This window comes from Streptomyces rimosus, assembly GCF_008704655.1.
GTDB lineage: Bacteria > Actinomycetota > Actinomycetes > Streptomycetales > Streptomycetaceae > Streptomyces > Streptomyces rimosus.
The window spans coordinates 4798103-4810942 of record NZ_CP023688.1; the positions used below are offsets into that span (position 1 = coordinate 4798103).

The window sequence follows — 12840 nt, forward strand, 5'->3', positions numbered from 1 at the left end:
GACCCGACATGTCGCAGACCGCCGAGAGCACCGCGCAGGACCAGACGATCACCGCCGTCCGCGAGGCGCTCGGTGACGTGCTCCAGCGTGAGCTGCCCGACCTCGGCCCCGACGCCAAGCTCTTCGACGACTACGGCCTGGACTCCACCGGCGTCCTGGACCTGCTGATGCGTCTGGAGGAGGTCTTCGACGTCGAGTTCGACACCGAGGAGCTGGAGATGAGCCACTTCGCCACCGTGCGGACGCTGGCCGACTACGTGGCCGCCGCGCGGTGACGCTCCGCCTCACGGGGGCGGCGCACCGCGCCTTCACCGGCCGGCCGCCCGCCCCCGCCGACCCGTTCCTGGCGAAGATCTACTCCGATATGGCGGAGCTGTACGGCACCGCCTTCGACCAGGAGCGCTTCGAGCACGCCAACCGGAACACGTTCACCGACATGGCGCGGGGGCTGCTCGACGCGCTGCCGCCCGTGACGGACCCGGTCGGCCTGATCGTGGTCGCGTCGGCGGTGCCGGACTTCGAGCCCCGGGTGTCGGCGGTCTCATACCTGACCGACGCGCTGCCCGGCACACCGCAGTCCTTCGCGCTCAGCGACCAGGGTGACGCGGCCCCGTACACGGCCCTGCGGCTCGCCGGGCAGTACGCGGCCGAGGGGCAGGCCGACCGCGTCCTGGTCACGGTATTCGACCAGACGACGGTGCCCGCCAACCCCGGCCCGCCCCGGCAGGGCACGGACGCCCGGGACGGCGCGGCGGCGCTGCTGCTGTCCGCGGAGGGCCCCGGGGCGCCGACGGGCGTCCGGCAGTACGGCGGGCTGACGCCCGAGGACGCCCACGTCCTGTTGCGCGAGGCGCTGCCCGGCGGGGCGGCGACGCTCCTCCTGGGCGGCGGCCTCGATCCGGAGCGGGTCGCGGTGCCGGCCGGTGTGACGGTGGAGCGCGCGTCCGCCGAGTTCCCGTGCAGCGGCGTGTGGGGTCTGCTGGCCGACCGGCTCGCGGACTTCGCGGAGCAGCGGCTCCCGGTGTTCCTCGCCGACTACGTACCGCAGGGCACGGGTGAGGAGAAGGCCGGGGAACTGTCCTTCTGCGTGGTCGACTTCAGCGCCGCGACGGCGTGACCGGTGCGGGGTGTCCGCCGGACGGCACGGTGCACGTCTGGCGGATACCGCTGTCCGCGCCGCCTCACGTCGTCAGCGAGCTGACCGCCGTGCTCGATCCCGGGGAGCGGGAGCGCGGCGAACGGGCCCTGCCCGAGGACCGCGCGCGCTCCCGCATCGCCCACGGCGCGGCCCGGCTGATCCTGGGCGCGTACTTGGCCGAGCCGCCAGAGCACCTGCGCTACACCTACGGCCGCTGGGGCAAGCCCGCACTGCACGGCCACCCCGAACTGCGCTTCAACCTCTCCCACTCCGGCGGCCTGGCACTGCTGGCGGTCGCGTCGCAGCGCGCGCTCGGGATCGATGTGGAGCGGCTGCCGCATCCGGCCGACCGGGCCGTCCGTAAGGCCGAGCGCTGGTTTCCGGCTGAGGAGGCGGCGTACGTGCGCGCGGGGCGTGATTCCGATGACGCCGCAGCGCGCTTCACAGCGCTGTGGACCCGTAAGGAAGCGTGGGTCAAGGCTGCGGGTGGGCGCATGGTGCAGGGGTTACGGCTGCCGGTGGGGCCGGGGATGCGGGACGGCGACGTCGTACGGGACCCGGAAGGGCGGGTCCCCGGGCGGTGGTCGCTGACCGGTGTGCCGGTAGGGGACGGCTACGTGGCGGCGCTGGCCGTGGCGGCGGAGCCGGGGGAGCGGCCCGTACGCCTGGAGGTCAGGCGGTGGCGACGTTCAGGTACGTGAGCACGGCCTGCACGCGCCGGTTGTCGTCCCGGGACGGCAGCAGCTGGAGCTTGCTGAAGATGTTGTTGATGTGCTTGCCGATGGCCTTGTCGGTGACGAACAGCGACTCGGCGATGCCGGCGTTCGACTTGCCCTCCGCCATCAGCCCCAGCACCTCCAGCTCGCGCTGGGTCAGGCTGTCCAGGGGCTCCTGGCGCGAGCCGTTGTGCAGCAGCTTCTCTATGACCTTGGGGTCCATGGCCGTGCCGCCGTCCGCGACGCGGCGCACCGCCTCGATGAACTGGCCGCTGTTGAGCACCCGGTCCTTGAGCAGATAGCCGACCGATCCGGTGCCGTCGGCGAGCAGTTCGCGGGCGTAGAGCTGTTCCACGTACTGGGAGAGGACGAGGACGGGCAGGCCCGGGACCTGGCGGCGCGCCTCCAGCGCGACCTGGATGCCCTCGTCGGTGAAGGTGGGCGGCAACCGTACGTCCACGATGGCCACGTCGGGGCGTTCGTCGATGAGCGCGCGCAGCAGTTCCGGCGCGTTGTCCACGGACGCCACGATGGTGCAGCCGTGGGCCTCCAGAAGGCGTTCCATGCCTTCCCTCAGGAGGAAGAGGTCTTCTCCGAGGACGACACGCATCATGGCCTCCCCGCGGCAGTCGGTCGGTGACGCCGGCCCACCGCACACAGCGCCTCTACGCACCGGACTGTACCTCTCACCCCTGACAGGCCGGTGACGGATGAATGACGGATTCGGCCACTCGGCGGCCGGCCGGAGCGGTAATCAACTGGTCATCGAAACGTCAGTGGCGTCGGCAAGTGTGGTTTCCCGGCACCGATGCCCCCTGACGCGCCCGCGCACCGCGGTGCGGACGTCAGTCCCGGATCACTGGTGGAGTTTCCATGCCCCCCTCTGGCACTGAGGTACCGTCCTTCTCCGTCATCTCGGGCGAGCAGGTCTCCCGAGTTCTGCACGGGCAGGAAAAGCAGATCGTCGAGCTGGTCGACTACGCCTACCGCGTGCACGGTGTCGGTGACACCGTCAATCCGCCGTCGTACTTCCTGAAGTTCGAGGACCGGCCGTCGGCGCGCATCATCGCGCTGCCCGCCTCCGTGGGCGGCGAGGTCGGTGTCGACGGCATCAAGTGGATTTCCAGTTTTCCCGAGAACATCGAGTCCGGCCTGCCGCGTGCCTCGGCCGTGCTCATCCTCAACGACCGGGACACCGGTTATCCGTTCGCCTGCATGGAGAGCTCCATCATCAGCGCGGTGCGCACGGCGGCCTCCGCGGCGCTGGCCGCCGACTGGCTGACCCGCGAGCGGGGCCGCCCGAAGCGCGTCGGATTCATCGGCACCGGCCTGATCGCCCGCTATATCCACACCTATCTCGCGGGCACCGGCTGGGAATTCGACGAGATCGGCATCCACGACCTCAGCAATGAATACGCCGCGGGCTTCGAGAACCACCTGAAGGACGCCGGCGGCACCGGGCGCACCGTCCTCCACGACTCGGCGGAGAGCCTGATCCGCAACAGCGACCTGGTCGTCTTCGCCACCGTCGCGGGCACTCCGCACGTCACCAGCCCGGCGTGGTTCGCGCACAACCCGGTGGTGCTCCACGTGTCGCTGCGCGACCTGGGCCCGGAGGTCATCAAGGCGTCGTCCAACTTCGTGGACGACGTCGAGCACGTACTGAAGGCCAACACCTCCGTGCACCTCGTCGAGCAGGAGGTCGGCAACCGCTATTTCATCAACGGAACCCTGCACAACGTGATGACGGGCATGGTGAAGATTCCGCGGGACCGCCCCGTCGTCTTCTCGCCCTTCGGCCTCGGCGTCCTGGACCTGACCGTCGCCAAGCACGTCTACGACGAACTCGCCGCGAGCGACGGGCTACACACGGTCGACGGGTTCTTCCACGAACTGTCCCGGCACGGGAAGAAATAGCCGCGGCCCCGCCACCGGACCACACGCCCGCGGTTGGGAGGACCTGACGTGCCCGTGATATCCGCCCCGCACGAATTCAACGTGCCGGATCTCTTCGTCGACCTGAACAACGTCCTCGGAGAGAACCTCTATCTCAAGTGCGAAGGATTCAACTTCGCCGGATCCATCAAACTCAAGGCCGCCGTGGAAATGATCGACCGCGGTGAGCGGGACGGCACCCTGCGGCCCGGCATGACCCTGGTCGAATCGTCCTCGGGAAATCTCGGTGTGGCGCTGAGCCTGGTGGCCCGCAGCAAGGGCTACGGCTTCGTGTGCGTCACCGACAGCCGGTGCACCCTCGCCAACCGGCAGCGCATGGAGAACCTCGGCGCCCAGGTACGCATCATCACCGAGCCCGACCCGGAGAGCGGCCTGCTCGGCGCCCGTATCCGCCTCGTACAGGAACTGTGCGCGAGCGACGCCGGCTACGCATGGCTGAATCAGTACGCCAACCTCGGCAACTGGATGAGCCACTACCGCACGACCGGGCCCGAGATCGCCGCCCAGTTCCCCGATCTGGACGTGCTGTTCATCGGTGCCGGCACCACCGGCACTCTGATGGGCTGCGCCCGCTACTTCCGCGAGAACCAGCCCTCGGTCACCGTCGTCGCCGTCGACAGCGTCGGCTCGGTCACCTTCGGCACCCCGGCGGCACCGCGCATGATCCCCGGCCTGGGGGCCGGCGTCCGGCCGCAGATGCTCGACGAGTCGTACGTGGACGCCGTGGTGCACGTCCCCGAGACCGACACGGTCCGGATGTGCCACCACCTGGTCCGGCACGGCTATGTCCTCGGCGGCTCCACCGGCACCGTGCTCAGCGGCGCCCGGCAGTGGATCGCGGAGAACCGGCCGGAGCGGGACATCGTCGGCGTGGCCGTCTCGCCCGACCTGGGCGATCACTACCTGGACACCGTCTACCAGGAGAAGTGGCTCCAGGACATCTACGGCCTGAGCCCGGACGAGCTGTCCGGGGCGTCCCGGGCCACCGCGTAACGCCCCGGGCGGAACGGCCCGCCCACCCGCGCGCACGGGGCCGCCGGACCGCCGCACCGAACCCTTCCCACCCGCAGGTCCTCCAGGAGGTTGCTGTCATGACCGCACGTATCGAGCCGGGTCTGCCGCTCACCGCGGCCCAGACCGAGATCTGGTTCGACGAGCAGTTCGCCGACGGCGACCTGGCCTACAACATGGCCGATCACTTCGACCTCCGCGGCCCGCTCGACCCCGCCCGCCTGGAGGAGGCGCTGCGCCTGGCCCTCGACGAGGCCGAGTGCTTCCGCGTCCGCCTCACCGAGGCGGACGGCGAGCCCCGCCAGACCGTCGAACCCCTGGAGAACCTGCCGTACACCACGGTCGACCTGAGCGGCGCCGACGACCCGCAGGAAGCGGCGCGCGCCTGGATGGCCCGCGACCTGGACCGCCCGATCGACGTCATGTCCTTCCCGCTGATGCGGGCGGCGCTGCTCACCCTCGGCCCGGACCACGCGTACCTCTACCTGTGCGCGCACCACATCGTCAGCGACAGCTTCGTCCGCCCGCTGTTCTACCGGCGGCTGGCCGACCTCTACACCGCCCTGCACGAGGGCCGCCCCACCGGCGAGGGGCAGCTGCCGCCGCTGAAGACGCTGGTGGACGACGAGATCGCGTACGCGTCGTCGCGGCGCGCCGAGCGGGACCGCGCCTACTGGGCCCGTACCTACGCCGACGCGCCCGACCCGGTCAGCTTCGCCGGCCGCGAGCCGGTGCACGCGCGCGGCTTCCTGCGCCGCAGCACGACCCTGCCGCGCCCGGTGGTGCAGCGGCTGCGCGCCCTCGCCGGCCGGGCCGAGGTCACCTGGCCGACGCTGGTCATCGCCGCCGCTGCCGCCTACACCCAGCGGCTGACCGGCGCCGACGAGATCCTGCTGACCCTCCCGGTCAACGCGCGCACCAGCGCCGCCGGACGCTCCGTACCCGGCATGGTCGCCAACTACCTGCCGCTCCGCGTGGCCGTCGCCCCCGGCACCACGCCCGAGAACCTGCTGCGCACGGTCGCCGACGCGCTGCTGCGTACGCTGCGCCACCAGCGCTACCGGGGCGACCGGGTGCGCCGCGACATGGGACTGCGGGCCGACGACCGGCGCCCGTTCGGCCCGTTCGTCAACGTCCTGCCGCCCGAGCCGGAACTCGCCTTCGGCCCCTGCCCGGCGACCCTCACCAACCTGTCCACCGGCATCGTCAACGACTTCATGTTCTCGGTCTCCGACTCCTCGGGCGACGACGTCGAGATCCACCTCAACGCCAACCCCGAGCTGTACTCCGCCGCCGACCTCGACGCCCACCGCGACCGCTTCACCGCCTTCCTGACCGCCCTGTCCGAGGCGGCGCCCGACCGCCCGCTGGCGGGCGTCGGCGTGCTCACGGAGGCGGAGTCGCGGCGGCTGCTGGTGGAGTGGAACGCGACGGAGCGGGGTGGCGGCTTCGCCGGTGTGGTGGAGCGGGTGCGGCAGCACGCTTCGGTACGGCCGGACGCGATCGCGGTGGCCGATGGCGAGGTGCGCGTTTCGTATGGCGCGCTGGCCGTCTGGGCCGATGGCGTTGCCGCGCGGCTGACGGAGGCCGGGGCCGGTCTCGGCTCGCTGGTGGCTGTGCTCGGTGAGCCCGGGGCCCGCTATGTCGGCGGTGTATTGGGCGTGTTGGGGGCGGGGGCCGCCTGGCTGCCGCTCGATGTGGATGCGCCGATCGCCCGGCAGACGGGGCTGCTCGCGGATAGCGGCGCCCGCTTCCTGCTGGCCGGGCCCGGGCAGGTGGCTCGGGCCGAGGAGATCGTGGCGGCGGACGGTTCCGGCGTACGGGTGCTGGTGCTCGACGATCCGTTCCCGGGCGCGGGGGCGCGGGCGGAGGGCCTGCGGCCGCTCGCCGGCGGTGAGGACGATCTCGCGTACGTGATCTATACGTCGGGATCGACCGGCCGCCCGAAGGGCGCGATGGTGCACCGGCGCGGCATGGTCAATCACCTGCTGGCCAAGGTTGAGGACCTGGCGATGACCGAGGGCGATGTGCTGGTGCACAACGCGCCGGTGACCTTCGACATCTCCGTATGGCAGATGCTCGCCGCGCTCGTGTCCGGCGGTACGACGCGGGTCGTGGACCGGGTGACCGCCGCCGACCCGGACGCCCTCTTCGGCGTGACGGTCTCCGAGGGCGTTTCCGTCCTGGAAGTGGTCCCGTCGCTGCTGCGGGCCGCGCTGGATGCCTGGGAGACGGCGGGTGGCTTCCCGTCGCTGCCGAAGCTGCGCTACCTCGTGGTCACCGGTGAGGCCCTGCCGGTCGACGTGTGCCGCCGCTGGTTCGCCCGTTACCCGGGGATTCCGCTGGTCAACGCGTACGGCCCGACCGAGTGCTCCGACGACGTGACACACGCGGTGCTCGACGCGTCGAGCGAGCTGGGCGCGCGGACGCCGATCGGCCGGGTCGTGCGCAACACCCGGCTGTATGTGCTGGACGACGCGCTGCGGCCGGTGCCGGTCGGTGTCGCGGGTGAGCTGTACGTGGCGGGTACGGGCGTTGGGCGTGGCTATCTCGCCGACCCGGCGCGTACGGCTTCGACGTTCATGGCCGATCCGTTCGGCCCGCCCGGTGAGCGGATGTACCGGACCGGTGACCGCGTGGTCTACCGTCCCGACGGTCAGCTGGAGTTCCTGGAGCGCCGCGATCACCAGGTCAAGATCCGGGGCCGCCGGATCGAGCTGGGCGAGATCGAGGCGGCGCTGCGGGCCGTCGAGGGCGTTACCGACGCTGCGGCCCAGGTTCACACCGACGCCGCCACCGGCCGAAAGCGCCTGGTCGGCTACCTCGTCGGACCTGCCGGTGCCGATCAGGTACGCGCCGATCTGGCGAAGGTGCTGCCCGAGTACATGATCCCCGGCGAGTTCGCCGCTCTCGACGCCCTGCCGCTCACCCCGAACGGCAAGGTCGACCGCAAGGCCCTCACCGCCCCCGAGACGACCGCCTCGACGAGCGCCGGCCGCGCCCCGCGCACCCCGCAGGAGGAGATTCTCTGCGCCGCCTTCGCCGAGGTGCTGAACCTGCCGTCGGTCGCCGCCGACGCCGACTTCTTCGCGCTCGGCGGGGACAGCATCAGCTCCATCCAGGTCGTCAGCCGCGCCCGTAAGGCGGGCCTGGTGTTCGCGCCGCGGGACGTGTTCCTGCGCAAGACCCCGGCCGCCCTGGCCACCGCCGCCCAGGCCGCGCAGGACGCGGCGGCGGTGGTCGGCACGGACGACGGTGTCGGCGAGCTGGAGATCATGCCGATCGCGCACCAGCTGCGGGAGGACGGCGGCCCGGTCGCCGGTCCGGTGGGCTCGTTCGCGCAGTACGTCGTCGTACGGGTCCCGGACCACGTGGACAGCGAGCGGCTGGCCCGCGCGCTGCACGCGGTGACCGACCGGCACGACGCGCTGCGGATGCAGCTGGACGTGCCCGTGGAGGGCCTGTGGACGCTGAAGGTACGGCCGCAGGGCAGCGCCGACCTGACGGGCGCGGTGTCCGAGGTCGCCGTACCGGCCGACGCGGACGGTGACGCGGTGGTCGTCGAGCAGGCGGCCGTCGCGCAGCGGCGCCTCGACCCGACCGCCGGCCTCCTGGTGCAGGCCGTGCTGCTGAACGCCGGTCCCGAACAGCCCCGCCGACTGCTGCTGATGGTGCACCACTTGGCCGTGGACGGTGTGTCCTGGCGGGTGCTGCTGCCCGACCTGGCCGCCGCCTGGTCGGCCGTCGAGGCGGACCGTGCGCCGGAACTGGCGCCGGTCGGCACCTCGTACCGGAGCTGGTCGCGCCTGCTGGCCGACGAGGCGCGCACCGCCGCCCGTACCGCGGAGCTGCCGCTGTGGACCGGGCACGCGAGCGCCCCGGACCCGCTGCCCGGGACGCGCGGCCTGGACGCCGTGCGGGACACCTACGCGACCGCCCGCCGCCTGCGGCTGGTCCTGCCCGCCGAGCAGACGGCGGCCCTGCTGACCGAGGTGGCCCCGGCGTTTCACGCCGAGATCAACGACGTACTGCTGACCGGGCTCGCGCTGGCGGTGGCCGACTGGCGCCGCCGTAAGAACGCCGCCGGGGACGGCAGCACGGACACGCTGATCGAGCTGGAAGGCCACGGCCGCGAGCAGGTCGTGGACAACACCGACCTTTCCCGTACGGTCGGCTGGTTCACCAGCGCCTTCCCCGTCCGCCTCGCGCCCGGCGAGCTGGACTGGGACGAGGTGTGGGCGGGCGGCGACGCCGTCGGCACCGCGTTCAAGCGGATCAAGGAGCAGCTGCGGGCCCTGCCCGACCACGGACTCGGCTACGGCCTGCTGCGCTACCTCAACCCGCAGACCAGCGCCCTGCTGGCCCGCCACCCGCGCCCGCGCATCGGCTTCAACTACATGGGCCGGTTCGGCGCCGCCGGAGCGGCCGACTGGTCGCTGTCGGGCGAGGGCGCCGCGGTCGGCACCGCCGCCGCCCCGGAGATGCCGCTCCAGCACGTCCTGGAGGTCACCCCGGTCACCGAGGACCGGCCCGACGGCCCGCACCTGGTCGCGGACTGGCTGTGGGCCGGGGAGATCCTGCCGGACGAGGACGCGCGGGACATCGCCCGTACCTGGTTCCGCGCGCTGGAACTGCTGGTGACCCATGCGGCCCGGCCCGGCGCGGGCGGCCGGGTGCCGTCCGACCTGCCTCTGGTGTCGGTGACACAGGACGAACTCGACGCGTACGAGGCCGAGCTGAGCGGGCCCGGCCTGGCGGACGTGCTGCCGCTGGCGCCGCTCCAGAAGGGCCTGCTGTTCCTGTCCGAGTACGAGCGGGACGGCGACGGCGTGGACGCGTACGTCCTCCAGCTCGGCCTGGAACTCGGCGGGGACGTGGACGCCGCCCGGCTGCGCGCCGCCTGCGCGCAGCTGCTGCACCGGCACCCCAACCTCCGGGCCACCTTCCGCCACCGCGAGTCCGGCGCGCCCGTCCAGCTCGTGCCGAGCGTGGTGGAGGTGCCGTGGCGGGAGACGGACCTGAGCACCGAGTCCGACGCTGCCGCCGCCGTCGCCCGGCTCGCCGACGACGAACGCGCCCGCCGCTTCGACCTCTCCGACCCGGCCCAGGCGCCCCTGATGCGCTTCGTCCTGGCCCGCACCGGCCCGGACCGGCACCGCTTCCTCTGGACGATCCACCACAGCCTGGTGGACGGCTGGTCGATGCCGCTGCTGGTCAAGGAGCTGTTCACGCTGTACGCGGCGGACGCCGGCACCCCCGCGCCGCCCGAGCCCGCGCCCTACCGCGACTACCTGGCCTGGCTGGCCGAGCAGGACACCGAGGCGGCGCTCGCGGCCTGGAAGGAAGCCCTGCACGGCGTCGAGGAACCGACGCTGGCCACCCCGGAGGGCGCCGGGCGCGCGGCCGTCCACGCGGACACGGTCACCCTGCCGGTGCCCGAGCCGCTGGCCACCGGCCTCGCCGCCTGGGCGCGCGATCGCGGCCTGACCCTGAACACCGTCTTCCAGGGCTGCTGGGCCCTGCTGCTCGGCAGCCTCACCGGCCGCGACGACATCGTGTTCGGCGCCGTCACCTCCGGCCGCCCGGCCGAGGTCCCCGGCGTCGAGAGCATGATCGGCCTGTTCCTCAACACGGTGCCGGTACGGGTGCGGCCCCGGCCCGAGGAGACCGTCGCCGGCCTGCTGGCGGGCATCCAGGAACGGCAGTCGGCCCTGATGCCGTACGAGCACGTGGGCCTCGCCGAGATCCAGAACCGGGCCGGGATCGGCGACCTCTTCGACACCGTCCTGCTCTTCGAGAACTTCCCGCTGGACGAGGAGAGCGTGCGCGCCTCCGCCACCGGCCTGCGCCTCCTGGAGGCCGAGGCCCGCGACGGGCGGCACTACCCGCTGAGCCTGGCGGTCCTGCCCGGCCCCGGCCACCGGCTGGACCTGCGCTTCGACTACGCGCCGGACCTGTTCACCCAGGACGCCGTCGAACGCCTCGGCAGCCGGCTGCTCCACCTCCTCGCCGCCGTCCCGGCCACCGCGGACCGTCCGCTGGCCGCCCTCGGCCTCGTGGACGAGGCGGAGTCGCGGCGGCTGCTGGTGGAGTGGAACGCGACGGAGCGGGGTGGCGGCTTCGCCGGTGTGGTGGAGCGGGTGCGGCAGCACGCGTCCGCCCGTCCGGACGCGGTGGCCGTGGCCGACGGTGAGGTGCAGGTTTCGTACGGCGCGCTGGCGGTCTGGGCCGATGGCGTTGCCGGGCGCCTGGCGGAGGCCGGGGCGGGCGTTGGCTCGCTGGTGGCCGTACTTGGCGAGCCCGGGGCCCGCTATGTCGGCGGCGTACTGGGCGTGTTGGGGGCGGGGGCCGCCTGGCTTCCCCTCGACGTGGACGCGCCGATCGCCCGGCAGACGGGGCTGCTCGCGGACAGTGGGGCCCGCTTCCTGCTGACCGGACCGGGCGAGCTGGCCCGCGCGCGGGAGATCGCCGAGGCGTACGACGGTGAGCTGAGCGTGCTGTGCCTGGACGATCCGTTCCCGGCCGTCGGGGCACGGGCGGAGGGCCTGCGGCCGCTCGCCGGCGGCGAGGACGATCTCGCGTACGTGATCTACACGTCGGGATCGACCGGGCGCCCGAAGGGCGCCATGGTGCACCGGCGCGGCATGGTCAACCACCTACTGGCCAAGGTCGAGGACCTGGCCATGACCGAGGGCGATGTGCTGGTGCACAACGCGCCGGTGACGTTCGACATCTCGGTGTGGCAGATGCTCGCCGCGCTCGTGTCCGGCGGTACGACGCGGGTCGTGGACCGGGTGACCGCAGCCGACCCGGACGCCCTCTTCGGCGTGACGGTCTCCGAGGGCGTCTCCGTCCTCGAAGTCGTGCCGTCGCTGTTGCGGGCCGCGTTGGATGCCTGGGAGACGGCCGGCGGTTTCCCGTCGCTGCCGAAGCTGCGCTACCTCGTGGTCACCGGTGAGGCCCTGCCGGCGGACGTGTGCCGTCGCTGGTTCGCCCGCTACCCGGGGATTCCGCTGGTCAACGCGTACGGTCCGACCGAGTGCTCGGACGACGTGACGCACGCCGTCCTGACCGTGGACACCGACCTGGCGGGCTCGCGCGTGCCGATCGGCCGCGTGGTGCGCAACACCCGCCTGTACGTGCTGGACGACGCCCTGCGCCCCGTACCCGTCGGCGTGCCCGGCGAACTGTATGTGGCGGGCACCGGAGTTGGGCGCGGCTACCTTGCCGACCCGGCGCGTACGGCATCGACGTTCATGGCCGATCCGTTCGGCCCGCCCGGTGAGCGGATGTACCGGACCGGTGACCGCGTGGTCTACCGTCCCGACGGTCAGCTGGAGTTCCTGGAGCGCCGCGATCACCAGGTCAAGATCCGGGGGCGCCGGATCGAGCTGGGCGAGATCGAGGCGGCGCTGCGGGCCGTCGAGGGCGTCACGGACGCGGCGGCTCAGGTCCACACCGACGCCGCCACCGGCCGAAAGCGCCTGGTCGGCTACCTCGTCGGACCGGCCGACCCCGCCCGCGTACGGGCCGATCTGCTGCTCGTGCTGCCGGAGTACATGGTGCCAGGCGAGTACGTGAGGCTGGACGCCCTGCCGCTGACTCCGAACGGCAAGGTCGACCGGAAGGCCCTCACCGCCCCCGAAGCCACCGCGCTGACGGGCGAGGGGCGTGCCCCGCGCACTCCGCAGGAGGAGACCTTCTGCGCCGCCTTCGCCGACGTACTGGACCTGCCGTCGGTCGCCGCCGACGCCGACTTCTTCGCGCTCGGCGGGGACAGCATCAGCTCCATCCAGCTGGTCGGCCGGGCCCGCAAGGCCGGGCTGGTGATCACGCCGCGGGACGTGTTCCTGCACAAGACGCCTGCCGCGCTCGCCACCGCCGCCCAGGCGGCGGGGGAGGCGCCGGCCGTGTACGAGCCGGTGGCCGCCGACCGGCCGCTGGTCGCGTTGTCGGACGACGAACTCGACGAGTTCGACATGGAATTCGGGGACTTTCAGTGAGCTCGGCGAACGACGA

At 72.6% G+C, this 12840-nt stretch carries 7 protein-coding genes; 6 read left to right on the forward strand and 1 reads right to left on the reverse strand.

Annotated features, from left to right (window positions below; genetic code table 11):
• Positions 1-8 precede the first annotated feature (8 nt).
• The 3 genes from CP984_RS20400 to CP984_RS20410 are packed head-to-tail and all read left to right on the forward strand — an operon-like array spanning position 9 to position 1839.
• On the forward strand, positions 9-275 hold the full coding sequence (locus tag CP984_RS20400; protein WP_003979979.1) for an acyl carrier protein: 267 nt from the start codon (positions 9-11) through the stop codon (positions 273-275).
• On the forward strand, positions 272-1117 hold the full coding sequence (locus CP984_RS20405; protein ID WP_003979978.1) for a beta-ketoacyl-[acyl-carrier-protein] synthase family protein: 846 nt from the start codon (positions 272-274) through the stop codon (positions 1115-1117). The genes CP984_RS20400 and CP984_RS20405 overlap by 4 nt, the downstream gene beginning before the upstream one ends.
• A complete protein-coding gene (locus CP984_RS20410) occupies positions 1114-1839 on the forward strand; it encodes a 4'-phosphopantetheinyl transferase family protein (protein ID WP_032920321.1) in 726 nt (241 codons plus the stop codon). Before CP984_RS20405 ends, CP984_RS20410 begins: the two co-directional genes overlap by 4 nt.
• On the opposite strand, the gene CP984_RS20415 is transcribed toward CP984_RS20410, so the two are convergent.
• Positions 1811-2464: a response regulator transcription factor gene (locus CP984_RS20415; RefSeq protein ID WP_003979976.1), complete on the reverse strand. Its 654-nt coding sequence runs from the start codon at positions 2462-2464 to the stop codon at positions 1811-1813. The genes CP984_RS20410 and CP984_RS20415 overlap by 29 nt on opposite strands.
• 263 nt (positions 2465-2727) lie before the next feature.
• Here CP984_RS20415 and sbnB point away from each other — a divergent pair, with 263 nt between their 5' ends.
• From sbnB to CP984_RS20430, 3 genes are all read left to right on the forward strand, one after another.
• The gene (sbnB, locus tag CP984_RS20420) at positions 2728-3771 is read left to right on the forward strand and encodes a 2,3-diaminopropionate biosynthesis protein SbnB (RefSeq protein WP_003979975.1); all 1044 of its coding nucleotides are present in this window, start codon (positions 2728-2730) and stop codon (positions 3769-3771) included.
• Between the two features lie 48 nt (positions 3772-3819).
• Entirely contained in the window at positions 3820-4803 is a 984-nt protein-coding gene (sbnA, locus tag CP984_RS20425; protein ID WP_003979974.1) for a 2,3-diaminopropionate biosynthesis protein SbnA, read from the forward strand.
• Between the two features lie 98 nt (positions 4804-4901).
• Positions 4902-12824, forward strand: a complete 7923-nt coding sequence (locus CP984_RS20430; RefSeq protein WP_003979973.1) for a non-ribosomal peptide synthetase — start codon at positions 4902-4904, stop codon at positions 12822-12824.
• Positions 12825-12840: the final 16 nt, after the last annotated feature.

What these genes read in the sequence shown, in the direction of transcription:
- CP984_RS20430 (WP_003979973.1), top strand. Translation starts at nt 4,902, where the DNA reads ATGACCGCACGTATCGAGCCGGGTCTGCCGCTCACCGCGGCCCAGACC.
- CP984_RS20400 (WP_003979979.1), top strand. Translation starts at nt 9, where the DNA reads ATGTCGCAGACCGCCGAGAGCACCGCGCAGGACCAGACGATCACCGCC.
- sbnB (WP_003979975.1), top strand. Translation starts at nt 2,728, where the DNA reads ATGCCCCCCTCTGGCACTGAGGTACCGTCCTTCTCCGTCATCTCGGGC.
- CP984_RS20415 (WP_003979976.1), bottom strand. Translation starts at nt 2,464, where the DNA reads ATGCGTGTCGTCCTCGGAGAAGACCTCTTCCTCCTGAGGGAAGGCATG.